Origin of the sequence: Streptomyces sp. NBC_01635, from assembly GCF_045209715.1 — a bacterium.
GTDB classification, from domain to species: Bacteria; Actinomycetota; Actinomycetes; order Streptomycetales; family Streptomycetaceae; genus Streptomyces; species Streptomyces hirsutus.
Window position 1 is genome coordinate 5,633,177 of the sequence record NZ_CP109277.1, and the last position, 25,811, is coordinate 5,658,987.

24 protein-coding genes are annotated in these 25,811 nt (G+C 71.9%); 14 read left to right on the top strand and 10 right to left on the bottom strand.

The window, feature by feature from the left end; translation table 11 throughout:
• Nucleotides 1-16 precede the first annotated feature (16 nt).
• The 3 genes from OHB56_RS26335 to OHB56_RS26345 all read right to left on the bottom strand — a co-directional run bounded on the left by OHB56_RS26335 (nucleotide 17) and on the right by OHB56_RS26345 (nucleotide 1,786).
• The gene (locus OHB56_RS26335; protein WP_055597736.1) at nucleotides 17-499 is read right to left on the bottom strand and encodes a succinate dehydrogenase hydrophobic membrane anchor subunit; all 483 of its coding nucleotides are present in this window, start codon (nucleotides 497-499) and stop codon (nucleotides 17-19) included.
• 5 nt (nucleotides 500-504) lie between these two features.
• Complete coding sequence (sdhC, locus tag OHB56_RS26340; protein WP_326754390.1) at nucleotides 505-885, bottom strand: succinate dehydrogenase, cytochrome b556 subunit; 381 nt, start codon at nucleotides 883-885, stop codon at nucleotides 505-507.
• A gap of 298 nt (nucleotides 886-1,183) precedes the next feature.
• A complete protein-coding gene (locus tag OHB56_RS26345; protein ID WP_406355972.1) occupies nucleotides 1,184-1,786 on the bottom strand; it encodes a 2-oxo-4-hydroxy-4-carboxy-5-ureidoimidazoline decarboxylase in 603 nt (200 codons plus the stop codon).
• Nucleotides 1,787-2,025: 239 nt separating this feature from the next.
• Here OHB56_RS26345 and OHB56_RS26350 point away from each other — a divergent pair, with 239 nt between their 5' ends.
• From OHB56_RS26350 to OHB56_RS26360, 3 genes are all read left to right on the top strand, one after another.
• On the top strand, nucleotides 2,026-3,615 hold the full coding sequence (locus OHB56_RS26350; protein ID WP_326757142.1) for a glycoside hydrolase family 20 protein: 1,590 nt from the start codon (nucleotides 2,026-2,028) through the stop codon (nucleotides 3,613-3,615).
• Nucleotides 3,616-3,764: 149 nt separating this feature from the next.
• Nucleotides 3,765-4,358 (top strand): hypothetical protein, encoded by a 594-nt coding sequence (locus OHB56_RS26355; RefSeq protein WP_406355974.1) that lies wholly within the window; start codon nucleotides 3,765-3,767, stop codon nucleotides 4,356-4,358.
• A 106-nt stretch (nucleotides 4,359-4,464) separates the two neighbouring features.
• Nucleotides 4,465-5,052, top strand: a complete 588-nt coding sequence (locus tag OHB56_RS26360) for a hypothetical protein (protein WP_326754392.1) — start codon at nucleotides 4,465-4,467, stop codon at nucleotides 5,050-5,052.
• Between the two features lie 69 nt (nucleotides 5,053-5,121).
• Here the strand turns inward: OHB56_RS26360 and OHB56_RS26365 are convergent, their stop codons facing one another.
• The gene (locus OHB56_RS26365) at nucleotides 5,122-5,616 is read right to left on the bottom strand and encodes a DUF1877 family protein (protein WP_326754393.1); all 495 of its coding nucleotides are present in this window, start codon (nucleotides 5,614-5,616) and stop codon (nucleotides 5,122-5,124) included.
• A gap of 223 nt (nucleotides 5,617-5,839) precedes the next feature.
• On the opposite strand from OHB56_RS26365, the gene OHB56_RS26370 reads away from it, so the two are divergent.
• The 5 genes from OHB56_RS26370 (at nucleotide 5,840) to OHB56_RS26390 (ending at nucleotide 10,384) form a co-directional block, all read left to right on the top strand.
• Entirely contained in the window at nucleotides 5,840-6,256 is a 417-nt protein-coding gene (locus tag OHB56_RS26370) for a hypothetical protein (RefSeq protein ID WP_326754394.1), read from the top strand.
• A gap of 164 nt (nucleotides 6,257-6,420) precedes the next feature.
• Complete coding sequence (locus OHB56_RS26375; RefSeq protein ID WP_406355976.1) at nucleotides 6,421-7,038, top strand: RNA polymerase sigma factor; 618 nt, start codon at nucleotides 6,421-6,423, stop codon at nucleotides 7,036-7,038.
• Nucleotides 7,039-7,219: 181 nt separating this feature from the next.
• Entirely contained in the window at nucleotides 7,220-8,149 is a 930-nt protein-coding gene (locus tag OHB56_RS26380) for a hypothetical protein (protein ID WP_406355978.1), read from the top strand.
• 343 nt (nucleotides 8,150-8,492) lie between these two features.
• Complete coding sequence (locus OHB56_RS26385) at nucleotides 8,493-9,167, top strand: RNA polymerase sigma factor (protein WP_406355979.1); 675 nt, start codon at nucleotides 8,493-8,495, stop codon at nucleotides 9,165-9,167.
• Nucleotides 9,167-10,384: a hypothetical protein gene (locus tag OHB56_RS26390; RefSeq protein ID WP_406355981.1), complete on the top strand. Its 1,218-nt coding sequence runs from the start codon at nucleotides 9,167-9,169 to the stop codon at nucleotides 10,382-10,384. The genes OHB56_RS26385 and OHB56_RS26390 overlap by 1 nt, the downstream gene beginning before the upstream one ends.
• A 223-nt stretch (nucleotides 10,385-10,607) precedes the next feature.
• On the opposite strand, the gene OHB56_RS26395 is transcribed toward OHB56_RS26390, so the two are convergent.
• Nucleotides 10,608-11,465 (bottom strand): L,D-transpeptidase family protein, encoded by an 858-nt coding sequence (locus OHB56_RS26395; RefSeq protein ID WP_326757144.1) that lies wholly within the window; start codon nucleotides 11,463-11,465, stop codon nucleotides 10,608-10,610.
• Between the two features lie 411 nt (nucleotides 11,466-11,876).
• Between OHB56_RS26395 and OHB56_RS26400 the strand changes: the two genes are divergently transcribed.
• From OHB56_RS26400 to leuE, 3 genes are all read left to right on the top strand, one after another.
• Complete coding sequence (locus OHB56_RS26400) at nucleotides 11,877-13,475, top strand: methylmalonyl-CoA mutase (RefSeq protein WP_406355982.1); 1,599 nt, start codon at nucleotides 11,877-11,879, stop codon at nucleotides 13,473-13,475.
• A gap of 92 nt (nucleotides 13,476-13,567) precedes the next feature.
• On the top strand, nucleotides 13,568-14,143 hold the full coding sequence (locus OHB56_RS26405; RefSeq protein ID WP_326754399.1) for a Uma2 family endonuclease: 576 nt from the start codon (nucleotides 13,568-13,570) through the stop codon (nucleotides 14,141-14,143).
• A gap of 43 nt (nucleotides 14,144-14,186) precedes the next feature.
• Nucleotides 14,187-14,852, top strand: coding sequence for a leucine efflux protein LeuE (gene leuE / locus OHB56_RS26410; RefSeq protein WP_406355984.1), 666 nt, complete (start codon nucleotides 14,187-14,189; stop codon nucleotides 14,850-14,852).
• 15 nt (nucleotides 14,853-14,867) lie between these two features.
• On the opposite strand, the gene OHB56_RS26415 is transcribed toward leuE, so the two are convergent.
• Entirely contained in the window at nucleotides 14,868-16,304 is a 1,437-nt protein-coding gene (locus OHB56_RS26415) for an FAD-dependent oxidoreductase (protein WP_406355985.1), read from the bottom strand.
• Between the two features lie 71 nt (nucleotides 16,305-16,375).
• Between OHB56_RS26415 and OHB56_RS26420 the strand changes: the two genes are divergently transcribed.
• Nucleotides 16,376-17,026 carry a TetR/AcrR family transcriptional regulator gene (locus OHB56_RS26420; RefSeq protein WP_406355987.1) on the top strand — a complete coding sequence of 217 codons (651 nt, stop codon included), beginning with the start codon at nucleotides 16,376-16,378 and terminating at the stop codon, nucleotides 17,024-17,026.
• A 7-nt stretch (nucleotides 17,027-17,033) separates the two neighbouring features.
• On the opposite strand, the gene OHB56_RS26425 is transcribed toward OHB56_RS26420, so the two are convergent.
• Nucleotides 17,034-18,155 (bottom strand): acyltransferase family protein, encoded by a 1,122-nt coding sequence (locus OHB56_RS26425; protein WP_406355989.1) that lies wholly within the window; start codon nucleotides 18,153-18,155, stop codon nucleotides 17,034-17,036.
• A 238-nt stretch (nucleotides 18,156-18,393) separates the two neighbouring features.
• Here OHB56_RS26425 and OHB56_RS26430 point away from each other — a divergent pair, with 238 nt between their 5' ends.
• Both OHB56_RS26430 and OHB56_RS26435 read left to right on the top strand, forming a co-directional pair.
• Nucleotides 18,394-19,860, top strand: coding sequence for a glycosyltransferase family 29 protein (locus tag OHB56_RS26430; protein WP_406355991.1), 1,467 nt, complete (start codon nucleotides 18,394-18,396; stop codon nucleotides 19,858-19,860).
• Nucleotides 19,857-22,190: a glycosyltransferase gene (locus OHB56_RS26435; RefSeq protein ID WP_406355992.1), complete on the top strand. Its 2,334-nt coding sequence runs from the start codon at nucleotides 19,857-19,859 to the stop codon at nucleotides 22,188-22,190. The genes OHB56_RS26430 and OHB56_RS26435 overlap by 4 nt, the downstream gene beginning before the upstream one ends.
• A gap of 100 nt (nucleotides 22,191-22,290) precedes the next feature.
• On the opposite strand, the gene OHB56_RS26440 is transcribed toward OHB56_RS26435, so the two are convergent.
• The 3 genes from OHB56_RS26440 to OHB56_RS26450 form a co-directional block, all read right to left on the bottom strand.
• Nucleotides 22,291-23,280 carry a hypothetical protein gene (locus OHB56_RS26440; protein WP_406355994.1) on the bottom strand — a complete coding sequence of 330 codons (990 nt, stop codon included), beginning with the start codon at nucleotides 23,278-23,280 and terminating at the stop codon, nucleotides 22,291-22,293.
• A gap of 193 nt (nucleotides 23,281-23,473) precedes the next feature.
• Entirely contained in the window at nucleotides 23,474-24,811 is a 1,338-nt protein-coding gene (locus OHB56_RS26445) for a polysialyltransferase family glycosyltransferase (protein ID WP_406355996.1), read from the bottom strand.
• Nucleotides 24,808-25,788 carry a glycosyltransferase family 2 protein gene (locus OHB56_RS26450; protein WP_326754407.1) on the bottom strand — a complete coding sequence of 327 codons (981 nt, stop codon included), beginning with the start codon at nucleotides 25,786-25,788 and terminating at the stop codon, nucleotides 24,808-24,810. The genes OHB56_RS26445 and OHB56_RS26450 overlap by 4 nt, the downstream gene beginning before the upstream one ends.
• Nucleotides 25,789-25,811: the final 23 nt, after the last annotated feature.

Here is a 25,811-nt window from a genome sequence, read left to right on the forward strand (position 1 = left end):
TCTCGCAGCCCCGTGCCTAGCGGATGTTCGGGTCGAAGGTGAAGATCACCAGCGTGCCCAGCAGGATGGTGAACACCGTGGCGGTGTAGAGCAGGCCCTTGAGCCACAGCCGGGTGTTCGCGCGCTCCGCGTAGTCGTTGATGACCGTGCGCAGCCCGTTCGCGCCGTGCAGCATCGCGAGCCAGAGCATCAGCAGGTCCCAGACCTGCCAGAACGGCGAGGCCCAGCGGCCCGCCACGAAGGCGAAACCGATCTTGGAGACGCCGCCGTCCAGCACGAGCTGGATCAGCAGGTGCCCGATGACCAGGACGACCAGGACGACGCCGGACAGGCGCATGAACAGCCAGGCGGCCATCTCGAAGTTGCCCCGGGTGGTCTTCGGGGACTTCTTGGTCCGCTTGCGCGGGGGCTCGATGACCGGTGCGGGGTTGTCGACCGAGTAGAGCGACGCGCCCTCGACGGGGCCGATGCCCGAAGCGGTGGATTCAGTCGTGGACATGGGCGTCAGCTCCCGAACAGTTCACGAACGGCGTGGCCGAGCACGGGGTAGAGCGCCCCGATCATCAGCACGGCCCACACGGCGACGACGGTCCAGAGCATCTGCTTCTGGTACCGGGCGCCCTGGAGCCAGAAGTCGACGGCGATGACACGCAGGCCGTTGAGCGCGTGGAAGAGGATGGCGGCGACGAGGCCGTACTCCAGCAGCGCGACGATCGGCGTCTTGTACGTGGCCACGACGGTGTCGTAGGCCTCAGGGGACACTCGCACGAGGGCGGTGTCCAGCACGTGGACGAACAGGAAGAAGAAGATGAGGACGCCGGTGACTCGATGAGCCACCCAGGACCACATTCCTTCCCGGCCGCGGTACAGCGTTCCAGCCGGCACGGAATTTTCCTCCGGGAGCGGGGGTTGGGGCCGCGCCGGCTTTCTCCGTGTCGGTCGGGCCCGGCCGGGTACGGTCCACCGGCCCTCTGCATCGTAGCCACGTATGGACGCGGGGCGGACAGGGGCCCTGCCGCTGTGATCGAACTGGCACGCTTACGGGCTAGAGGGGCGGGCTGCGGGACGGGCGCCGCGACGGGCGCCGGGAGGGGTTCCGAAGCGCCGCCGAGGGGGCTTTTGGGTGGCTTGATGCGGCTTGGTGGGGGCTTTGGGGGCAGCTCCGGGCGGGTGTCGCGGCCCGTCAGCGGTCCGTCGGCGGCCCGTCGTGCGCGAGGAGGGCGGTCAGGCGGCCCCGGGCCAGGCGCCGGAGTTCCTCCGCTGCCACCAGGCGTTCCTCCTCGGGATCGTTGGCCAATCGTGACCGGATGCCTTCGAGTACGCGGTCCAGGACCTCGTCCGGCTTCAGACCGTCGACGCAGATGACGAACGGATGTCCGAAACGGCTCTCGTAGGCCGCATTGGCCGCGTTCAGGGCCGTATGGGCGGCGGAGTAGGCGTCCGCCGGGAGGTCGGGGAGGGCTTCCGCGACCAGCGCGTCGGCGCGGTCCGTGCGGGGCAGGTCGTAGGTCGCCTCGTCCGCCGCCGCCAGGAGGGCTTCCAGGTCCGGGTACGGGCGATGGGCCGCGACGCGTACGGCCCAGCGGTGGCTGTGCAGGCAGGCCAGCAGGGTGCGCTCGGCGTCCTCGGTGGCCGCGGCGTTGAAGTGGTCCAGTGCGGACGGGGTGCCGGGCGCGTCGGGCGCCCCGGGTGCTCCGGGGGTGCCGCGCGACTGTTCGGGTATGGCGACCCGGTCGGCGAGGTGCGGGAGGCGGTGCGCAGGCAGCGTGGGTCCTCGGGGCGTCACGTCTGTGTCGGCGTGGGGGAAGGGATGGGGGGTGGGTGGCAGATGGTGGGAGAGTTGTGCCGACACGCTATCGAGTGAGTCCGTGACATGTCCGATCGATAGTCGAGATTCACCCGGACGGGAGAGTTTCGGAACGGCCCGTCGACGTCCGTCGTCCGGAAGGGCCGTAGGTTGGGTGTGTGAGTCAGCACAGGCAGCACAGGCGTCGGCCGTCCGCGCACCAGGTGAGACAGCGGCGGATGCTGGTCGTGGCCCTCGCGGCGTCCTCGGTGATCGTGGCGTCCGGCGTGGGGGTCGGTCTCTGGGCGGCGTCGGACGACGACGGCCCGGCCGCTTCCCGCTCCGGGGGCACGGCGGGTTCGCCGCCGTCCGGGGAGTCCGAGCCGAGCCCCACCCGTTCCTACCCCTTGTCCCAGGCGCCCCGGACCATCCCCGCCGTCCGTGACCACAGTGCCGAGCGCGGCCCCGGCTGGCGGCCCGAGCGCGGTCACCGGGTGGTCGTCGGCGATCCGGCCCTGGCGGACGAGGGCCGCCTCGTGGCCGGCGAGCTGGGCCTGGCGTACGCGGGGGAGAAGAACGACGAGCGCGCCGGGGACCTGCGCCTGGAGCTGAACAAGGGAAAGGGCGCGAACCCCGAGTCGTACACGATGACCGTGCGGGGCGGGCGGGTGACCGTCAGTGCTCCCGCCGAGGCGGGCGTCTTCTACGGCACCCGCACCCTCAAGCAGCAGATCCACGGCGCCGGGACCGCCCCCGAGGGGGTCGTGCGCGACGAGCCCGCCAAGCAGCGGCGCGGGATGATGCTGGACATCGCGCGCAAGCACTTCACCGCCGACTGGATCGAGGACCGGGTCCGTGAACTCGGCGACCTGAAGTTCAACGAACTGGGTCTGCACTTCTCCGACGACCAGAGCTTCCGTATCGAGTCCGACTCGCACCCGGAGGTCGTGGCCGACCAGCATCTGACCAAGGCGCAGGTCAAGCGGATCGTCGACCTCGCCGCGAGCCGGCACATCACCGTCGTGCCCGAGATCGACTCTCCCGGACACCTCGGCGCCGTTCTCGCCGCCCACCCCGGCCTCCAGCTGCGCAACGCGGGCGGCGGGGCCGTGCGCGGGGCGATCGACATCTCCGATCCCGAGTCCGCGGAGATCGTCGACGAGCTGCTGAACGAGTACGCGGGGCTGTTCCCCGGCTCGCAGTGGCACCTCGGCGCCGACGAGTACCAGGCGCTGGTGGTGCCCGATCCCGAGGCGTCGTTCCCGGGACTCGCCGCCGCCGCGCGGAAGGAGCACGGCTCCGGCGCCACCGTCGAGGACCTGGCCACGAGCTGGCTCAACGACCGCGCCGACACCGTCCGCGCCCACGGACGCACGCTCCGCGCCTGGAACGACGGCTTCTTCGAGGGCAGTTCGGTGCGGGCCGCGAAGGACATCCAGATCGCCTACTGGACCGGAAAGGAGATCGGCGCCCGGCAGCCGGCGGACTATCTGAGCGAGGGCCGCGAGGTCCTCAACTACAACGACGAGTTCCTCTACTACGTGCTGGGCGAGCCGAACGACTTCGTCTACCCGACGGGGGAGCGGATCTACGAGCAGTGGACGCCGCGCGTCCTGCGCGGCGCCACCGCCGTGCCCTCCCGGTACGACGGCCAGATCCTCGGCGGGTCCTTCGCCATCTGGTGCGACCTGTCCGGTTCGCAGAATGAGGACCAGGTCGCGGCCGGGATCAGGATGCCGCTGCGGGCGACCGTGCAGAAGCTCTGGGACCCGGCCGAACCGGCGCTGTCCTGGACGGAGTTCCGGAGCCTGGCGGACGAGGTGGACTGAGCCGGACCGGATGCGGCGGTTTCGGTGGACTTCGGTGGGTTCCGGAGGGGTTTCGTGGGATGGATCACGCCATATTCCTGCGAACCCCCGTACGACTGTGGTGGTCTTCTGACGAGCCGAAACCGATACACCGGGGGGAATGCCGGCACATGGGTTACTGGGGGTATTTCGTCGTGGGCCGTGACGAGCGGCCGCTTGCCGAACGGGACGCGCTGGCCGGCGCCCGGGGGATGACCCTGCGCACGTCGGCCCCGGGCGGATGGCAGGTCTGGGAGTACCCGAGCGGCGACGGCGGCATAGGGAACATGAACGACCTCGCCAGGGAGACCGGCGCACCCGCGCTGTTCGGCTACGTGATGGACAGCGCCTGCGTGGTGGTGGAGGCGGCGGCACCGGAGAGCGGTGCCTGGACGACCTGCCTGGCGCGGTCCGCGATGGCCGGCTACCTCGGCGCCCCGGCGGCGGACGGCGCCGACGGGGCGGACGGCGTCGAGGGCGCGGAGGGCGTGGTGCGGAACGGGCTCACGCTGGAGGACTACTTCCTGGAGCCCCGGGACGCCGCCGACCGGGCCGTCGAGTGGGCCGCCGAGGCCGGACAGGCCGTGTCCGCGGCGGAACTGGTCGAAGTACTGACCGCCGACCCCGATCCTCCCCCACTCTCGGCTCCGCTCGAGCGGGGGCACCCCCTGGCTGAAAACTTACTCTTCAGACTGCTCGACCGGCTCGGCGTCGTCCCCCTGTGACACTCCTGGCCCGTCGCACGCAGTAAGGGAAAGTGCGGCCTCCGTATCGGTGAGGTCCGTGAAGGGCCTCTTCAGAGGCCTGCGAAGCCCCGCTGAGGAGACGTGGATGAGCTTGGTGGAACTGATCGCGCAGGCCGACGAGCGAGGGCTGGCCGCGAGCGGGATGGCTTGTTTGGATCGCTGCGTACCGTTGCTGGGCGGTGACGACGAGACGCTGCGCCCCCTGTGGGGGAGCCTCGCCGAGGGCGCCGCCGCCGAGGAGTGGGCCGAGCGGTTGGAGCAGATCCGCGGCAAGCTCGACGCGGTGCACGGCGCGGACGGCACGCGCGGTGCCGAGGTGGCGGCGGAGCTCGCGTACCGGATGCTCACCACGGCCCCGGCGGAGCGATCCACCGCCGTACTGCGCGAGTGGGCCCAGGCCTGCTCGGTCACCGCACTGCGGGTCCACCGCATCCTGGACGGCGGCGACCCCGCCGAGGACGCGACGGACGCGGTCGAGGCGGCCCGCGAGGGCCGGACGGAGGGTCTGCCGCTGTCGCCGCTCTGCAGCGCCGAACTGCGCCGCCAGATCACCGTCCTGGAGGTTCTGGCCGGTCACGGCCCGGCCGGGCTGCGGCGCGCGCTGGAGGTCTCCACGGAGGGCCGGCGCGTCCTGGTCGCGGCCCTCTCCCGCCGCAACCGCAGGGACGGCTGACAGGGCGGGACACGTGACCGGGGCGGGACGAGGGGACGGGCCGGGACGGCTGCCGCCGGTTCAGCCGGTTCAGAGGAGCAACCACTTCACCACCGCCTCGCGCTGCTGCGCCGCGCGCGTGTAGAACGCGGTCAGGTCGCGGTGGGCCGCCGCGAAGACGCCGCGTATCTGCGGCTCCATGTCCGGGTCGCCTTGGGGCGGGACGATCCGGTCACGGGCCCGCCGCCACAGCGCGTCGAAGTCGGCGGTCCTCAGGAAGCCGGCGACCCGGCCGGCCTGCGCCGCGGTGAGCAACAGGAACGGCGGCCGGTCGGGACCGGGCGGGGAGACCGGCCGGCCACCGAGCACGACGTGCGCGGGCGGTCCGTCCGGCGTGTGCCGCGGGAGAGCGCCCGCGTAGAGGAACTCGTGGTCGAGGTAGCCCTTGTCGAGGACCTCCTCGCGGTGTCGGCCGATGCGTGCGCGCACGGTGTCCCAGTCGTCCTCGAACAACCGCAGCAGCCAGGCAGGGCTGTTGCGCAGGGCCGGGGACGGCACGGCGCGGAAGTGGAAGTACGTACTCATCGAAGACATGAGCGCGGCCGGGACCCGATCCGTCACCCCGACGCCGCCCGGCCCGCCGCCCGGCGGGCCGAGCGCCCGCCCCACGGCCGCTCCTGTGACCGTGCTGCGGCGGATCCGGGGCGGTTCTGCGTCGGTTGCCCGCGACCGCGCACATCCGGGTGACAGAACCGCGGGCCGGAGCGCTCCATCGACTGTGACGACTGTGACGACTGTGACAACTGTGATGGCTGAGACTGCGACGACGGGGACTGCGGCGACCCGGCAGGAGCCCCGTCCCCCGGCCGCGACGAAGCCCGTGCGGTGGGCGGCGGACACCGTGACGGCGATGCGCGAAGGGGCGCGGCTGCGCCTCGACTACTCGGCGCGCAGTCTGTGGAGCGCCGACCGCGCCATCGAGGACATACGCCGGGAGGCGGCCCCGTACGCCGCCGTGGAGACGGTGCTGCGCGGGTTCGGCGCCTACGCCGGCGAGGTGATCGTGCGTCGGACCGGCGGCGAGTGGTGGGCCTCCGGCGGTGAGCACTGGGTCCGTACTCCCGACGGCCGTCTCTGGGACCCGATGGAGGAGGCCCGCCGCTGCTACACGGCCGATGGATCCCTGCGCCTGCTGTGCCGGGACGCGTCGAGCGGAGACCACTGAGGTGACGGGAGGCGCCCGGGCCCGGTCGGACGGCACCCACGGAGCAACTGACGAACTGTGACACTTTCGTGGCGCCGGACGCTGATGACCTTGGGGCCGTGGGCACGACCCGACGTGGCGCGCCGGACGGCTGCGCCACGGACCGGTACGGACGAGGACAGTTCTTGGGCAAGGGAGGGCAACCCCGCCGCGCACAGGCGCACGACGGGGAACTGGGCGCGGCCGTCGCGCGGGCCCAGGACGGTGACGAGGCCGCCTTCGCCGTGGCCTACCGGCTCGTGCAGCCCCGGCTTCTCGGCTACGTACGCGGACTGGTCGGCGACGACGCGGAGGACGTGACCTCGGACGCCTGGCTGGAGATAGCCCGCGACCTCGGCCGGTTCAAGGGCGACGGAGCGGGGTTCCGGGGCTGGACGGCGACCATCGCCCGGCACCGGGCACTGGACCACCTGCGCCGGCAACGGGCGCGGCCACGGCCCTCGACGCTGGAACAGGACGTGCTGGACCTCCCCGGCCCGCAGAGCACGCACGACCAGGCGCTGGAGGCCATCTCCACCGAGTGCGCCCTGGAACTGGTCGCCGGGCTGCCCCGGGACCAGGCCGAGGCCGTACTGCTGCGGGTGGTCGTCGGCCTCGACGGCCCCGCCGCCGCCCGCGTTCTCGGCAAGCGGCCGGGCGCGGTCCGGACGGCCGCGTACCGGGGGCTGAAACGCCTGGCCAGGCAGCTGAACGCCGAAAGTGTGACGGATGCGGCCTCCCGGACGCTGGGTGAGTCGAAGTGACCGGTGACCGGGACGGCGCGTGACGGCAGGCGGGGCCGCCCGGCGACGCACGGCCGGCCCGGCGGTCTGAACAGACCGGACGTACGGAACGTATGCGTCGGTCGGGCGAGGGTGCCCGGCCGGGCACACGGACCGGGTGGATCGAACGGATTGAACGGCTCGAGCGGGGACGGATACGGGCATGGGTGAACGGAGGGACGACGGCGGGACACCCGGCCGTCGGCGTGTGCACCCCGAGGCCGCGTCGCAGGGCCACCGCGCGGACCTGCGGGGCCGCCCCGGGTCCGGTTCCGCCGCTGCCTCCGCCTCCGTCGGTGCACCCGCCTCCGATCGGCATCCTGCCCGTGACGTCGTCGGCCCCGCCGCCGTCGGCCTCGAGGCCCTGCTCGCCGAAGCCCTGGTCGAGGACGGTGTCGACGCCGGGGCGGAACAGCGGGCCGTGGCCGCGTTCCGGGAGGCGCGGGAGACGGGCGCGCACCGCGCCCGCACCCGGCGCCGCGACGACTGGCGCCCCCGGGAACCGCGTCTCGGCCGCTTCTCGGTGAAGGCCACCCTCTCCGTCCTGGTCGCCGGCCTCAGCCTGGGCGGGGTCGCCGTCGCGGGGATGGGGGCGAGCGGGACGGCGACGGACGGTTCCCGGGAGGGAGGGGCCCGTCCGCCGGTCCCGGCCGTCACCTCCACCCCGGCCGTCACCTCCACCCCGTCCGAGGACCTGCTCGGAAACCCGTCCGCCGGCCGGCCCCCCGCCGCCGGTCCGGACGCGGGCTCCCGCCCCGCCGCCCCGGAGGGCGCGCTCCGGGGCGAGGACACCGCGGCCCACTGCCGCGCGTACGAGAAGGCCGAGGGGCGGGGCAAGGGGCTCGAACCGGCTGCCCGGAAGCGGCTCGTCGAGGCGGCGGGCGGCGCGGCGCACGTCGAGGCCCACTGCGCCGGGCAGGTGCGGACGGCGACGGGCGGGGCGGAGCCCGGTGGCACCGGTGCGCCGGGGAACCGGCCCGGTGACGCGGGCGACTCCGGCAACGGCTCCGGCAACGGCTCCGGCGGTCCGGACAACGGCGTGAGCGGTCGTCAGGGTGCGTCCGCCCGGCCGGGTGGCGAAAAGAAGCCGTAGTCCACGCCTGCCAAGGCAACGGCCGGGGCCGCCACCCCCCACAGGAGAGGCCCCGGCCGTCGCGCGGCACGGACCGCGCGGCGGCCCGTAATTCCTACAGCGCCATGAGTGCGTTTTCTGTCACACCGCGCGGTCACAAGTTCGTTGAATCATGCACGGGATCGTGGAGGGACATGGACGGGGAGAGGTTTGAGGTCGTAACGTGCCTTTCGCGCCAGGCTGCGACGGACACATGACCACGACCCGCCCGCAGCCAGAGACCGCAACCATCAATTGAGGAACCACGACGGCGAGAACCCGGTCCGCGAGAGCGGCGCCGGCTTAGGCGCAAAGAGGGTGCGCGGTGCTGGGGGACGACGCGGAGCTGACGGCCGCGGTGGGGGCGGCGCAGGACGGGGACGAGAGCGCGTTCCGGACGGTGTACCGGGCCGTGCACCCGCGGCTGCTGGGGTACGTACGCACGCTGGTGGGCGAACTCGACGCCGAGGACGTGACGTCCGAGGCGTGGCTGCAGATAGCCCGGGACCTGCAGCGGTTCAGCGGTGACGCGGACCGGTTCCGCGGCTGGGCCGCCCGGATCGCCCGCAACCGGGCCCTCGACCACATCCGCATGCGCGGGCGCCGCCCCGCGATCGGCGGCGACGAGACCGAACTGACCGGGCGGCCCGCCGAGTCCGACACCGCCGACCAGGCCATCGAGGCGATGGCCACCGACGGCGCCTTCGCCCTCATCTCGCGGCTGCCGCAGGACCAGGCCGAGGCCGTCGTCCTGCGGGTGGTCGTGGGCCTCGACGCGAGGACCGCCGCCGAGACGCTGGGCAAGCGGCCGGGTGCCGTACGCACGGCCGCGCACCGGGGCCTGAGACGGCTGGCTGAGATACTCGACGGTGATCCGGAAGCGCATCCGGAATCCGCAGGGGTGCTCGACGCCCTCCCGCCCCAGAGAGAACCACGCCGCTCTGCGGTGACGTCCGCGAGTGTGACGCATATGCGAGCGCGGACGCAGAAGGACATGTGATGGCCGACGAGCAGTACAGGTGGCTGAACCGCGAAACGGCGGAGCGACTGCTGAACGGAGAGTCACCCGAAGCTGTCGGTCCGGCCGACCGTGATCAGGCCGAACGGCTCTCGAGCGCACTCGGCGCGCTGTCCGCCCCACCTCCGCCGGCCGGCGGGGAACTCCCCGGTGAGGCCGCCGCGCTGGCCGCTTTCCGCAAGGTCCGCGAGGAGCGGACGGGCCGGGCCGCCGGGGCCGTGTCCGCCGTACCCGTCGCGCCCCGGGCCGGGGCCGCCCAGGGCACCGACGTCGGACTGGTCAGGATCGGCGCTCCGTCCGCGGACCGATCCGGAACCGGACGGGCACCCCGCTGGGCGCGCCCCGTGCGCTTCGGACTGGCCGTCGCGCTGACCGTGGGCATGGTCGGCGGTGCCGCGGTCCTGGCCGGTACCGGAGTGCTGCCGACACCGTCCGGAGTCTCCGGCCCCGCCGCCACCGCCACCGCCACCGGCCCACCCGAACGCCCCCTGCCGCCACACCCGTCGAAGAAGGACGCGCCGGGCGGCGTCGCACCCGGGGAGGAGCAGGGCGAGCCGTCCGGGGACGCCGACGGTGACACCGGGTGGCAGGACGGACCGGGCACCGGCGCCGACGAGGACGGCGGTCTGGCGGAGACCGGCGTGAAGACCGGCGACCTCGGGCCCGGGAACGGCCGCGGGAAACAGATCGCCTCGGCCTGCCGTGCCTTACACGACGGACGCAAGCTCCCGGGCAACCGCAGGCGCCTGCTGGAGGGCGCGGCGGGCGGCTCCGCCCATGTCGGGCCGTACTGCGAGAACGTCCTGGCCCACCACGGCGCCGGAGCCGACACGGGCACGGGGTCCGGCCCCGATTCCGGCCCCACGACGAAGCGGGACGGCGGCAACGACACCGGCAACGGCCGGAGCGGCAACGGGAACGGCAACGGGAACGGCAACGGCAACGACAACGGCAGTAACGAGGGCGCGGCGAACGGGAACGGCAGCAACGGGAACGCCGGGAACGGGAACGCCGGGAACGGGAACGCCGGGAACGGGAAAGGGAACGGGAAAGGGAACGCCAACGGCAACAAGGGCGACAGCGGCCAGGGCAACGGCCAGGGCAACGGTCAGGATGGCCAGGGCAACGGCCAGGGCAACGGTCAGGATGGCCAGGGCAACGGCGGCAAACACGGCAAGGGTGCCGACGCGTCCGGCTGACCTGCGACTTTACGAGGGCTTGGCGTTTCCTTCCCGTCGGGTGTGACGTTTTCGGTCACCGGGGCGCAGTACTGAGTGAGCCGACTGGTCATCGGCTTTTGCACGGAGCCGGGTTCCCCCCGTACCTGTGGCTCGTGCATTCGGCGCGGGCGGGACACGTTCCCCCGGTCCCGCCCGCGCCCTTCCCACCCACCCCCTGACGTCGCCGGCGCCCGCGCGGCGCTCACCAGTGGACGACGACCTTGTCGCCGTTGCGCACCTGCTCGTACAGCCGGGCGATGGCCGCCTCGTCCCGCACATTGACACAGCCGTGCGAGGAACCGGCATAGCCCCGCGCGGCGAAGTCGGCAGAGAAGTGCACGGCCTGGCCGCCGCTGAAGAACAGGGCGTAGGGCATCGGCGAGTCGTAGAGCGTGGACACGTGGTCGCGGGACTTCCAGTAGACCTGGAAGACGCCGTCGCGCGTCGGTGTGGGGTCGGAGCCGAAGCGGACGGGCAGCGTCGTCAGGGTCCGTCCGTCGACCATCCAGCGCAGGGTGCGGCTGGACTTGCTGATGCACAGCACCCGGCCCGTCCGGCAGCGTGCGTCGGGGGCGGCGGCCGGCTGGCCGCCCATCAGGTACAGCTCCCACCGGCCCGGTTCGCGTGTCATGCCGAGCAGCCGCTGCCAGGTGACGGTGTCGGTCCGCCCGGTCCGCGGCAGCCCGCGCTTGCCCTGGAACCCCTCGACGGCCTCCCGCGTGGGCCCGTCGTACGTTCCGGTGGGGCCGTCGAACAGCCAGGCGGCCTGCCGCAGCCGGGCCTGGAGCTCACGGATGTCACGGCCCGAGTCACCGGGGGACCACAGCACCCGCGCCGGCGCGCTCTCCGGGCGGCCACCGGCGTCGGCGTCCTTGCCCCTCCCGCCGCCGTCGGTCCCGGATCCGGAATCGGAACCCGTACCGGAGGGCGTATCGGAGGGCGGCCGGTACGCCGACGGCGTCCGGCTCGGCAGCTCGATGCGCACCGGAGACCGCCCGTTGCCGTCCGCGTCGACGGGCTGCACGGTGCAGCCCACCGCACCCCCGGCCAGCGCGGCCAGCGCCACGCCCGCGGCAACGGCCCTCGTCGCCGTACCCGTACCCGACCGCGACCGGGTCCGCGCCGGTGTCCGTGCCCTCGTCCCCGTGCCCGTAGTACGCACGCGAGCCCCCCTCGCTTCACCGGTCCCTGCGTGCCGTCACTGGAGATGCTCCCCGAGGTGACCGCTCCCGAACCAGGGGGCATGGTGGTGAGTGACAGGCGGACGACGGCGGAGACGAGCGCTGTGAGCGGGGTCCCGGCGACCCTGTGAGGAAGGTCCCAGCGCACGTCCCTGCACCGGGTCGCACCCCGGGACTACAGTCCGTCGAAAAGCGGTCCGTACCGGCGGGTGGACGGTCCGACCGGTGAGCGACTGACGGTAAACGGGCGAGCAGGCCGAGCAGCGCTGCTCGGCGGGAGGCAACACACCATGGCACGCGAGTCGGGAAGTGCTCGGTCCACCGAGAGCGGACTGCCCATCGAACCGGTCTACGGACCGGAGTCCCTCGAGGGCTGGGACCCGGCCGAGCAGCTGGGCGAGCCGGGGACGTACCCGTTCACCCGGGGCGTGTACCCGACGATGTACACCGGCCGCCCCTGGACGATGCGCCAGTACGCCGGTTTCGGCACGGCGACCGAGTCCAACGCCCGGTACAAGCAGCTGATCGCCAACGGCACGATGGGCCTGTCGGTCGCCTTCGACCTGCCCACCCAGATGGGCCACGACTCCGACGCCCCGATCGCCTCGGGCGAGGTCGGCAAGGTGGGCGTCGCCATCGACTCGATCGACGACATGCGGGTGCTGTTCGGCGGGATCCCCCTGGACAAGGTCTCCACGTCGATGACGATCAACGCGCCCGCCTCCCTCCTGCTGCTGCTGTACCAACTCGTCGCCGAGGAGCAGGGCGTCCCGGCCGACAAGCTCACCGGCACGATCCAGAACGACGTGCTCAAGGAGTACATCGCGCGCGGCACGTACATCTTCCCGCCCAAGCCGTCGCTGCGGCTGATCGCGGACATCTTCAAGTACTGCCGGGCCGAGATCCCCAAGTGGAACACGATCTCGATCTCCGGCTACCACATGGCCGAGGCGGGGGCCTCCCCGGCGCAGGAGATCGCGTTCACCCTGGCCGACGGCATCGAGTACGTCCGTACGGCGGTCGCGGCCGGCATGGACGTCGACGACTTCGCGCCCCGCCTGTCGTTCTTCTTCGTCGCCCGGACGACGATCCTGGAGGAGGTCGCCAAGTTCCGCGCGGCCCGCCGGATCTGGGCCCGGCTCATGAAGGAGGAGTTCGGCGCGAAGAACCCCAAGTCGCTGATGCTGCGCTTCCACACGCAGACGGCCGGTGTCCAGCTGACCGCCCAGCAGCCCGAGGTCAACCTGGTCCGCGTCGCCGTGCAGGGCCTGGCCGCGGTCCTCGGCGGCACGCAGTCGCTGCACACCAACTCCTTCGACGAGGCCATCGCGCTGCCCACCGACAAGAGCGCCCGCCTGGCCCTGCGCACCCAGCAGGTCCTCGCCTACGAGACGGACGTGACGGCGACCGTCGACCCGTTCGCGGGTTCCTACGTCGTGGAGAGGATGACCGACGAGGTGGAGGCCGCGGCGCTGGAGTTGATGGAGCGGGTCGAGGACCTCGGCGGCGCGGTCGACGCCATCGAACACGGCTTCCAGAAGAGTGAGATCGAGCGCTCCGCCTACCGCATCGCCCAGGAGACCGACTCCGGTGAGCGGGTCGTGGTCGGCGTCAACCGCTACCAGCTCGACGCCGAGGAGCCCTACGAGCCGCTGCGCGTCGACCCGGCGATCGAGGCCCAGCAGGCCGAACGCCTGGCGAAGCTGCGCGCGGAGCGCGACCAGCAGGCGGTGGACACCGCCCTGGCCGCGCTGAAGAAGGCCGCGGAGGGCGAGGACAACGTCCTGTACCCGATGAAGGACGCCCTGCGCGCGCGGGCGACGGTGGGCGAGGTGTGCAACGCGCTGCGGGAGGTGTGGGGGGCTTACGTGCCTTCGGACGCCTTCTGACCTGGTCGGTTACCTCGTATGAGTGACCGCGGGCGGAAGCCGTCCGTCCCCGGTTACTCTCGTGGAGAGTGGGCCCCGAAAAGGAGGACGCCATGGCCGTACTGCAGCAGGAGCTGACCCTGGGCGAGGCTGCCGACCAGCTCGCCCGTGCACTGCCTGGCCACCGCGTGGAGATTCTCCAGGGGAGGCTCACTGTGACACCGCCGCCGGACGGCTCGCACGGGTTGTCGTTGACGAAATTCTGCAGGGCGCTCGAGCGTGCGGGTATCGCGGACAGCGGGGCCGAATGGATCCAAGGCGTTGGTCTGTGGCTCCCCACGTTGCCGGCGGACTTCGCGATCCCCGACCTGTCCGTCGTCGACGACGACTTCCGCGACGCCTACGTCACCAAGAACTACTACGCGCCGAACGTCTTCCGTCTGGTCGTCGAGATCACGTCGTCCAACTGGTCCGACGACCTCGGCCCCAAGGTCGAGTGCTACGCCCAGGCGGGCATTCCGGCCTACCTGATCGTGGACCGCAAGCACGATGAGATCCTGCTCTACACGGAACCGGCCGATGGCAAGTACCCCGACCCCCAGCGCTTCAAGCGGGGGCAGGACGTGGCCGTGCCGGAATCGATCGGCGTGCGCGTAGAGCTCTCCGTGGACACGCTTCTCGACGGCTGAAACACCGGTACGGAATGTCGCACCCCCGTGCGACACTCCCTCCATGTTCGGCGTCATCGACCTCCCCACCTACCTGGCCGGCCTGATCCTCATCGTGCTGCTGCCCGGCCCCAACTCCCTGTACGTCCTGTCCGTCGCCGCCCGGCGCGGGGCGCGGGTCGGCTACCGGGCGGCGGCCGGAGTCTGGTGCGGGGACGCCGTGCTGATGACGCTGTCCGCGGCGGGCGTCGCCTCGCTGCTCCAGGGGAACGCCGTGCTGTTCGGCATCGTGAAGTACGCGGGCGCCGGCTATCTGACCTGGCTCGCGATCGGCATGCTGCGCGCGGCCTGGGGCATGTGGCGGACCCGGCGCGAGCAGAGCGCCCTCGAGAACGCCTCCGAGGCGGTCGCGGCCGACACGGCCCCGATGGAGCGGCCGTACCGCAGGGCGCTGGTCATCAGTCTGCTCAACCCCAAGGCGATCCTGTTCTTCATCTCCTTCTTCGTGCAGTTCGTCGACCCGGCGTACGCCTACCCGGCGCTGTCCTTCGTCGTCCTCGGCGCCTTCGCGCAGATCGCCAGCGTGCTCTACCTGAGCGCGCTCATCTTCGGCGGCACCAGGCTCGCCGCCGCCTTCCGCCGCCGCCGGGCCCTGTCGGCGGGCGCCACCTCGGCGGCGGGCGCCCTGTTCCTGGGCTTCGCGGCGAAGCTGTCGCTCGCGAGCGCCTAGAGCCTCTCGTCCGGGTCAGGCCGGCGGCCGGCGAGGGCCGAACCGGGTCAGGTACTCCGGAAGTCCGGCCGCCGCCGTGTCCCCGGCCCAGCCGACGTACCCGTCGGGCCGGACGAGGAACAGCCCCGTTCCGTAGGACTCGTGCGCCGGTCCGCGCACCACCCGCACGGGCACTTCGGTGCCGGGCGCCGGCACCCCCAGTGCCAGCAGGGTCCAGTGCGGCCCCCGGAACGCATCGAAGAGGCGCACGCCGTCCACCGTGGCATCGGGGGCGCGGTCGCCCGCCCGCAGCGGGCCGGGAGCCGTACGCGTCTCGCGCGTGAGGGACGAGGCCGGGTAGCCCAGGCCCAGTTGGCGCGTGGCCGCTCCGCGCCTGGTCTCGCCCCGGTGGACGCTGGTGGACAGACTGAGCATCTGCGCGGCGATCGGGCGCCGCTCCTCCTCGTAGGTGTCCAGCAGGGACGCGACCGCCCCGTCGCGCAGCACCGCGCCCAGCTTCCAGCCCAGGTTGTGGGCGTCCTGGACGCTGGTGTTGAGGCCCTGCCCGCCCGCCGGGGAGTGCACGTGCGCCGCGTCACCGGCGAGGAACACCCGGCCCGCCCGGAAGCGGTCGGCCAGCGCGGCCCGCGGGCGGAAGTCCGAGGCCCAGCGGACCTCGGTGACGTCGTCGGGGGCGAGGTGGGAGCAGGCGGCGACGACCCGCCGTATGCCGTCGAGGGAAAGGTCCACCTCCGTACCGTGCGCGAACCGGGTGGTCAGCTGGAAGTCCTCCGTCCCGGCCAGCGGACAGATCGCGAGGAGGTCGCCGCCCGCCCCGTCTCCGCCGCCGCCGTCGCGGGGCGGGAAGATGTGCCAGTTGTCGCGGTCGAGGCCGGTGATCCGCACGTCCGCCACGAGCATGGGGCCCGGGTCCAGTTCCTCCCCGGTCATGGCGACGCCGACCGCGCGGCGCACCGCCGAGCGGCCGCCGTCCGCGGCGACGGCGTACCGGGCGCGCACCGTGTCGCCGGAGGTGAGGCGCGCCGTCACGCCCTCTTCGTCCTGGGTCAGGCCGGTGACCTTCCGGCCGAAGGCGACCTTGCCGCCGAGTTCCTCCAGCCGCTCCAGCAGGATCCGTTGCGTGCGCCACTGCGGAATCATGCAGGGCTCGGTGTACGGCGAGTCCTCGTCCGCCCCGACCGGGTCGAACATCCGGTGCTCGCCGGCCCGCTCGCCGTCCCGCCAGATCATCCCGGCCGGGTAGGTTCCGCCCGCCGCGCGGATCGCGTCGTACACGCCGAGGTCGTCGAAGATCTCCATGGTGCGCGGCTGGAGCCCTTTGCCGCGCGAGCCGGGGAACAGCCCGTCCCCCTGTTCCACGACCTGGGCGGGGACCCCGCGCCGGGCCAGGTCGATACCGAGAGCGAGGCCGGTGGGGCCGGCGCCCACGATCAGGACATCGGTGTTGCTCACGATCCGCTCCTTAACGTTGTTAAGTGGCCGTCGCTGCCGAGCGTGGCCTTAACGGTGTTAAGTTGTCAAGTGTGAGTACGGAACGACGCGCGCCCCTGGACCGCGAACGGGTCGCCGACACGGCGCTGAGGCTGCTGAACGAAGTGGGCCTGGACGGCCTGACGCTGCGCGCCATCGCCAGGGAACTGGACGTCAAGGCGCCCGCCCTGTACTGGCACTTCAAGGACAAGCAGGCGCTGCTCGACGAGATGGCGACCGAGATGTACCGGCGGATGACGGCCGGTGCCGCGCTCGACGCCGGTGACACCTGGCGGGAGCGATTGCTGAAGGCCAACCGGGGACTGCGCGCGGCGCTGCTCGGCTATCGCGACGGCGCGAAGGTGTTCAGCGGCTCACGCTTCACCGGTCTCGTGCACGCGGAGCAGATGGAGGACAGCCTGCGCCTGCTCACGGCCGCCGGCCTCACCCTGCCCCAGGCGGCCCGCGCGCTGAACACGACGTACCTCTACACGCTCGGTTTCGTCACCGAGGAGCAGGGCGTCGAGCCGCTGCCCGGAGAGCGCCGAGAGGGCTTCGATCTCGTCGAGCGCGCCCGCCTCATGGCCGGCTTCCCGCTGGCGGCCGAGGCGGGTAGGGAGATCTTCGAGGACTACGACCGGCATTTCGAGGAAGGGCTGGCGCTGCTGATCGCGGGGATCGCGGCGCGGTACGGCATGGACTGAAGGACGCTCAGCGCACCCTGGACAGCGCCGCCCGGATCTTCGGCGTCAGCGTCTCCTCCACGTACCGGTTCAGCAGCCAGGCCAGCAGCAGCATCGCGGCGACGGTGAGGGCGAAGGTCCCCGCCGAGCCGATGCCGAGGCCGCGGTGCAGGCCGTGGATGACCACCCATCCCAGGTGCTCGTGGACCAGGTAGAACGGGTAGGTGAGGGCGCCCGCGACGGTCAGCCAGCGCCAGTTCGCCCGGTCCAGCAGGCCCAGCGCGATGGCGGTGACCGCGGCGAAGCCGAGCGTCACGACCAGGATGATGCCGAACGAGGTCCTGTGGGAGAAGGCGTCCGCGCTCGGCGCGTGCCACAGGTCCTGGACCGAGTAGTGCTGGCCGATCAGCCAGCTCACCCCGACGATGCCCCAGGCGTACACGTCCTTGCGGTCGCGGTGGACGAGGTACAGGCCGACACCGCCGACGAAGAACGGCGCGTACTGCGGCATCAGGACGAGGTCGAGCAGCGGCTCGTTCGCGCCCTCGGCGATCGCCGCCCCCAGGGTCCACAGCGCGCAGAAGAGGATCACCCGCTGCCGGCTCGCCCCGGGCATCACCACGAACAGGGCGAACAGCGCGTAGAAGCGGACCTCCGCCCACAGCGTCCAGCACACCCCCAGCACCCGGTCCACGCCGAGCGGCTGCTGGAGCATCGTCAGGTTCACCAGGGCGTCGCTCGGCGAGACGGCCTCGTGGACGACCACCGGCAGGGCGAACACCGCCGTCACGAGGAGGACCGCCGCCCAGTAGGCGGGCAGCAGCCGGGAGGTGCGGGAGGCGAAGAACGACCGCAGCGGCCTGCCCCAGCCGCTCATGCAGATGACGAATCCGCTGATCACGAAGAAGATCTGGACGCCGAGGCAGCCGTAGGCGAAGTACTCGTGAAGGGTGGGGAACTGGTCCTTCGGGGAGCTTCCCCAGGCAGTGGTGACATCGCCGCCGCGCCCGCCGTAGTGATAGGCCGCCACCATCAGCGCGGCGACCAGCCGCAGTCCGTCCAGGGCGCGCAACCGGGGACGCCCGTGCGGCTTTCCCGTCTCCGCCGGCCGGGTCGCTCCGGGCACCGGACGAGCGAGCGTGCTGGTCAAGGAAAACCCCTGGGTTTCATGATTCCGGCCGGATTCGGCCGCGGGTACGCCAGCACGCTAGTCCGATGGACGGAGAGCAACCGAACGCCGGACCAACGATTCCCTGGCCGGTAGAGATGAGTTCACCTGGATGTCGTTTTGGCTTTCTAAATTCTCCGAACATCCCCCTTGCGTGGAAGAAAACGCAACCAATGTTGTCGCGGAGCGCGCGCAGATGGTTCGGCAAAACAGGAGTGCCATGACGACGGTTCAGAACAGACGGGCACGTGTGCGCGGAGGGGAGCTGGACGACTGCCTGCGTGCCTGCGCGGTGCACAGCGGAAAACTCGTCGGCAGTGTGGACCGCCGCCGCATCGAACTCGCCGAGCAGCTCCGCAAGCTGCTCGTCGTGGTCACCACCGGTGACGCCCCCACCGCCGCACCGGCCGCGCCGAGCGGTGCCGCCGCCCGCCTCAAGCGGGTCGTCAAGGGCGCGTCGGTCCCCGCCGCCGGCATCCCCAACGACGTGCTGGACGCCCTGCTCGCCGTCGCCAACAAGGCCCTGGAGTGCGGCTACGACGACGAGCTGGACCTCGCCCTGGTCATCAGCGACACCGTCCTGGCCCAGCGCAAGAACTCCCGCGCCGGCTGGCGGCTGCGCGCCCGGCTGATGGAGGCCCTCGGCGACGAGACCGAGGCCGTACCCGCCTACGAGCGGTACCTGGGCCTCACCGACAGCGACGGATTCGGCGTCTCCGCGAAGATCGCCGGACTGCGGGTCGCCGGGGAGAAGGACCGGGAACTGCTGGCCCTGCTGCGGCGCCAGTGCCCGCGCGCCGAGCGGTTCGCCGACGGTCCCGCCACCGACGTGTGGGCCGAGGGCCTGGCCGCGCACGCCGCGGGGGACTGGTCCGAGGCCGAGCCGCGCATGGTGGGAGCGCTCCTCGCACTGGCCGCCGGGCAGGCGCCGGTCGCCGACCGGCAGGAACTGCTCGGCCAGTACCTGGAGCTGCGCTCCGCGCGCGGCGACGCCGACCTGCCCGCGCTCACCGAGGTCCTGGCCCTCTACGCCGAGCAGCGCCGCAACCGGATGCGCGGCCCCGTCGCCGACCCCACCATCGGCGGCGTGCAGTGGGTCAGCCTCGGCGAGTTCCGCAACCTGATCGCCGGCAAGTCCATCTGCCTCATCGCCAACTCCGGGCGAGTGGGCGCCAGTTCGATTGGCGCCGAGATCGACGCCTACGACCTGGTGGTCCGTTTCAACTCGTACCGCATCGACGAGAAGCACACCGGCGGGCGTACCGACATCCACGCCACCATCCACAAGCACGGCTTCAACTGGGACCAGCCGGTCACCACCCGGCTCGTGTTCGGCGGCGTCTCCGGCGACTGGAAGCACTCCCTGCGCAACCGCCTGGTGCCCGGCGCCCAGCGACACCTCGGCGACGAGTCGCTGCGCTGGCCCGTGCGCACCATCGGCAAGCTCGGCTCCGACGTCTGGTCGGGCATTCCGACCACCGGCTTCAACATGCTGTTCCTGCTGGACTTCCTGGACGTCAGCCCCACGCTCGACCTGATCGGCTTCGACTTCTACGAGAGCGGCGCCTACCGCGTGCCCGAAGCCATGAAGATGCCGATCACCTCCGTGCACGAGTACACCAGCGAGAAGGAATGGGTCATGCAGCGGGCCCAGCGAGTGACCGACATGAGGATATCCCTGCGATGACCATCACCCCCGGGGCCGCGACCACGGCCTCCCCGGCACCGGCCCTCTCGTCGGACGCGCTCACCGGCAAGCGCCGCGTCGCCTTCGCCGCCTACGTCGACGAGAACTACCTGCCCGGCTTCCTCGCCCTGCTGCGCAGCCTCGCGCTGTCCAACCCGGGCGTGTGCGAGGACTTCGTCGTGCTCCACGACGACCTGCGGCCCGGCTCCATCGCCAGGATCCGCGCCCTGCACCCGAGGATCGTGCTGCGCCGGGTGAACACCGGGCACTACGACACGTACAAGAAGGGCGACCAGGACAACTACCTGGTCCGCAAGGCGTACTTCATCCTCGACGTCTTCCGGCTGCGCGAGTACGACACCATCATCACGCTCGACACCGACATGGTCGTCCTCGGCGACCTCGGTGAACTGCTGCGGCTGCGCGAGGGCCTGGCGGCCGTCCCGCAGTTCTTCTACGGGCAGCACAAGCTGAACTCCGGGCTGCTGGTCATCCAGCGCGAGTACCTCAGCGACGCGTTCTGCGCCGAGCTGGACGCGACCGGACGCAGCGGCGACTACGAGCTCGACAAGCACGACCAGGGCATCCTCAACGCCGTTCTGGACGGCGACTTCGTCCGCCTCGACGCCCGCTACAACTTCGTCAAGCGGCGCCTGTCCGGCGACCTGCCGGTCCCCGACGACACCGCGATCCTGCACTTCACCGGCCGCCACAAGCCCTGGCAGGGCGGCGAGGCCGGATACGGGCAGGCGGAGGACCGCTGGCGCGAGTTCGAGCTGTCCGACGCCGAGTTCCAGGCCGCCTACCTGGCCCGGTCCGGCACCCTCCACCACGACCTGCTGGTGCACCTCGGGACCCCGCACGTCGCACGCACCGGTGACGTCGAGAGCGCCCGCAAGGTGGCCGCCGCGCACATCGCGGCCGGCGACTACCAGGACGCCGTCGACATCCTGAGCGGTGTGCACATCCCGCTCGACGAGGCATGGCCGCACGAGGTGCTCGGGCACGCCCTGATGAGCGTCTCGCGCTACGAGGAGGCCAAGGCCCGGCTGCTGCTCGCCGCCGCCGCCCCCAACCGGGCCGCGACCGCCTACGCCCGGCTCGCCCAGACGGCCTGGGTGCACGGAGACGACGCCGAGTCGCTGCGGCACGCCACCGCCGGCATCTCCGTCGACCCCACCCACCGCTCGAGCCGGCTGTGGGCCCAGCGCGCCGCCTCCGTACCCGAGCAGGAGCTGGGCGGCGCCGAGGACCAGCTGGCGCACGTCGCCTTCTACATGGACCGCCAGGGCAACGCCGGCGACAAGCTGCTGCCGGAGACCGTCCGCCTGGGCTTCGGCCCGGACACCACCTCCCGCCGCTGGCACTCCGTGCACGCCCACCGGCTGTTCGACGAGGCCGCCCTGGAGCGGGTCAACGCCCGGCGCGGCCTGGTCATCGGCGGCGGCGGACTGTTCATCCCGGACACCATGCCCAACGGCAACAGCGCCTGGCAGTGGAACGTGCCCGACGCACACCTGCGCGCCGTCGACGTGCCGATCATGGTGTACGCGGTCGGCTTCAACGCCTTCGACGGCCAGTCGTACCGGGCCGGGCGGTTCCGCGAGAGCCTGCGCCTGCTGGTGGAGAAGTCCTCGTTCTTCGGGCTGCGCAACCACGGCTCCATCGCCAAGGTGCGGGCCATGCTCCCGGACCACCTGCACGACAAGGTCCGCTTCCAGCCCTGCCCCACCACGGTCAGCCGCCAGTTGGTGCAAGGCTGGACGGACCCGGCCGAGCGCGAGGACACCGTCCTGCTGAACGCCGCCTACGACCGGGCGGGCCTGCGCTTCGGACACGACTACGGGCACTTCCTCGCGGAGATCGCCAAGGCCGTGCGCGGCATCGGCGCGCACACCGAGGTCCGCTGCGTGGCGCACTCGCTGGACGACGAGCGGATCGCCTTCGACCTGCGCCGCGAGCACGGCATCTCGCTGCCGGTGATCCCGATGTACGACTTCGACAACGACGGGATCCGGGACCTGTACGCGAGGACCCGCCTCGTCATCGGCATGCGCGGGCACGCCGGGATGATCCCGTTCGGCGTGGGCACGCCGATCATCAGCCTGATCTCGCACCCGAAGATGGCGTACTTCCTGGCCGACATCGAGCGCCCCGAGTGGGGCGTCTCCGTGCACGACAGGAACCTGGGCGCCGTGCTCACCGAGCGGGCGACCGGCATCCTGGACCGTCACGCGGCGACCGTCGCCGACGTCCACGAGCGTCAGCAGTCGCTGTGGAAGGTCACCGAGGCCAACGCCGCCGACCTGAGGGCGATCCTCGGCGAGTGAGACGGGGGGAGCCCCCGCGGCCGGTCCCAGGACGCTGGGGGACGGGCCGCGGGGGCTCACGCGTGCCGCGTGCCGCGCGCTTCACGCCGGGCCCGCGGACTCAGCGGCCCAGGGCCTTCCCCACCAGCCGGGACAGCCGCGAACCGCCGCCGCCGTTCTTCGCCCGGTCCTCGTCGTACGCCGTGCGCAGCTGCTCGAAGTGGTCGGCGCGGGTACGGCTCAGGTACGCGTCGTCGATCAGCGGCTCGGCCAGCGACCACGCCCGCCGGTGGTCGCCGGCGTAGTGGGCGACGTAGGCCTTGGAGAACTCCAGGACCGACTTGAACGGGATGCCGCCGGTGTGGTCGCGGTCGATCCGTTCCTGGACGGCGGAGATGAGCGCCAGCTTCTCGTCGACGGAGCAGGTGTCCTCCGCGAGGGACTTCAGCACGTCCTCGGGGATCGGCCGGACCACCTCGAAGGCGAGCGTGGAGCGGATCGGCGGTCCGGCGATCTCGATGTACGGCAGCAGCGCGCCCGTGCTGTGGTGCAGCCACGGCAGCCGGGGCCCGGCGAAGTCCTGGTGCAGGACGACCGAACCGGGGCGCAGCCGGGACAGGAAGCGCTCGGTCACGCAGCGGAACACCCGGGGGGTCTTGGCGATGTCGATGTGCAGGAACTCGACGGGGCTGGTGTCCCCGGGGTCGGAGGTCTTCCAGAGGTCGCCCGCGTGGATCTCCAGGAACGGCAGGAACGGTTCGAGGCGTCCGCGGAAGTCGTCCAGGAAGGAATCGTCCTCGGCCGGTTTGCTGCCGGAGGTGAAGAACTTCTCCGTCGCGAAGGTGCCCTTGCCGACGCGGAAGAAGTCGTACGCGTGCAGCCGCCCCCGGCGCTCGTCGAAGACGGGGCTCTCGCGCAGCCCGAGCGCGAGGGCATAGGTGGAACCACCGCCACCGGACCCCAGTTCGACCAGCCGGTCCTCGCCCGTGAGGTGATGGCGTCCCAGCAGATAGAGGAACCGCAGTTCCCAGGTGCTGACCTGGGAGTAGGGGAGGGCGTCCGGCAGGCGGACATCGTCGAGGAGCGAGTAGAGCCGTCCGATGTTCGTCATGGATGCCTCACGGGTTGGGTGACGCCGGAGAAGGGCGGCAAGCGTGATGATCCTATGAGTCTGACCGTCAGTTCACCATGGAATCCATGGAGTTGACTGACTGTCGCTCGAACTTTCCATGGCCTTCGCTCGCCGTTCATTCAGGGAGGCGCCCCGCCCGTCCGCCCCGCCGAGGGGCGGGGCGGACGCGTGCTCAGCGGCGGGCCATCGCCCGGCGCAGCCTGCGCGCCCTGCGCGCGACCTTCCGGACCGTGGCGTTGCGCGGCAGGAACCCCAGCTGGGGCGGCACCCCGCCGGGCAGCCCGAGGGACGTCAGCCGCTTCTTCTTGAAGTAGCGCCGGGTGTCGTCGTCCAGTCGCGTCGACAGGTAGTGCTCGGCCTCGGACCGCAGGGCCGGCAGGATCTTCGGCTGCATCGTGAACCCGACGGCCCGTACGAGGTCGCCGAGCGCCTCGGCGGCCATGCGTCCGCGCCCCTCGGCGACCGCCGCCCCGTCCGTCGGCTCCGGCAGCAGCGCGTCGACGAGGGTGACCGGGACGCGGTTGCTGTTCTCGAACGGCGTCAGCCGGTCCAGCAGAGTCCCGGTGCCGACCCGGGCGACCGGCAGCCCGTACAGGGTGGACGCGGTCAGCAGGGCGGTGGAGAAGCAGCCGACGACCAGGGCCGGACGCATCCGCTGGTACAGCACCTCGGCCAGGACCGGGGTGTCCACCACCGTGAGACCGACGCCGAGCCGCTCGGCCTCCTCCTCCAGGGTGCGGGTGAAACGCGCCGGAGCCGTGGGGTGCGGCTTGAACACCACGCGGCTGTGCCCCAGCTTCACCGCGCCCTTCAGCATCCGCACATGAAGGTTCTCCTCCTCCTCGGCGGAGAGGATGTTCAGCGCGGACAGGTACTGGCCCAGCAGCAGCGCGGGTCCCGTCACGTCCGGCAGCTCGTCGCCGGTGTCGACCAGTTCGGCCAGCACCTTGGTGAACGCGGGGGTCGCCACCACCTCCGGCACCACCCCGAACTCGGTGAGCAGCAGCGGCTCGAGCCCCGGCACCAGGTCGAGGTGGAGCAGCCGCTCCACCCGGGTGCCGACCAGCGGGTCGAGCTTGTTGCGGGTGGGGCCGTAGCTCATCAGGCCGTCCGCGTAGACGGTGACGGGCGCGTCGGTGAAGATCTGCGTCACTCCGAGGGCCGGGTTGACCTGGATGGACTCCACGGCGAGGGCCAGGTCGTCGTCGCCCAGGTCCCAGAGCAGCCGCAGATACCGCTCCCACAGGGGGGCGTCCTCCAGGCGCGGCGCCCAACCGCCGGGGTGGAACGGGAAGACGGCTTCGTTCCAGGACAGCACGTCGTCGAACCGGGACCGCAGCCGCTCGAACCCGGGCATCTCGTCGACGGCGGGCGTGGTCTCGGGCGTCGTCGCGTTGTTGGAGACCAGCAGGATCCGCCGGTCGGCGGGCGCGAAGCAGCCGGAGTCCAGGGCGGCGGCGAGCGTGGCCGTGCCGTACAGGGTCGACGCCATGAAGATCTGCGTGGTCACGCGGCGACCTCCGCGGCCGGCACGGGGCGGCGACGCAGCCTCCGCAGCCGGCCGGCGCGCTCGGTGTCCATCGAGCCGAGCGCGTCGTCGAGTACGTCCTGCGGCATGCGCCGCAGTGCGGCGGTGCTCATCGCCTTCAGCTGTCGCGCCACGGGGGGCTCGAACCTTTCGATGGTTCCCAGGTGGTGGGAAATGATGGCGCAATACGTGCGCACGGCCTTCGGCAGCAGGGTCGCCGCATCGGCGTCCCGCGCGGTCTCCTCGATCACCTGGTCGAACGCGCGAATGAAGTCGAGCTGCCGGGCGTCACCGATCTGGGTGAGCGACGAGGAGACCCCGCGCCGGTAGAAGACACCGAGGAGGCCGGTCACCGCGAAGGACTCCGCCTCCCGGTGCAGCTTCCAGATCCAGGGCCGGTCCTCGGCGGTGCGCAGCCCGTCGGTGAAGTGCAGCACGCCGCGCTCGACGAGCCTGCGGTGGTAGATGCCCGCCCAGGCGTAGGCGTAGTCGACGGAGGTGGTCCGGTGGGAGGGGAGGATCGCGTCGCGCGGGTTCAGCGCCACATTGCGCCGGCCGTGCGGGACGCGGTGCACGGTGCGGGCCCGCGCGGTGCACTGCACATGGTCGGTGCGGACGAAGTCGCAGTCCAGCTTCTCGATCGCGGAGACCAGCCGGGCGTAGTGGCCGGGCGCCAGCCAGTCGTCACCGTCGAGGAAGGTCAGGTACTCGCCGCGGGCCCGGTCGATGCCGGTGTTGCGGGCGGTCGCCAGGCCGCCGTTCTTCTCGTGGCCGACCAGCACCGCCCCCGGCAGTTCGCGTTCGGCACGCGCGAGGAGGTCCGCGGTCCCGTCGGTCGAGCAGTCGTCGACGAGAATGAATTCGAAGTCGTCCCGCGCGTTGGCGCGCAGACTTCGCAGGGCATCGGGGACGTATGGGCGCACGTTGTAGAACGGCACGATGACGGAGAGCTTGGGCACGTCTTCGACGTTAGGGGGCGGCC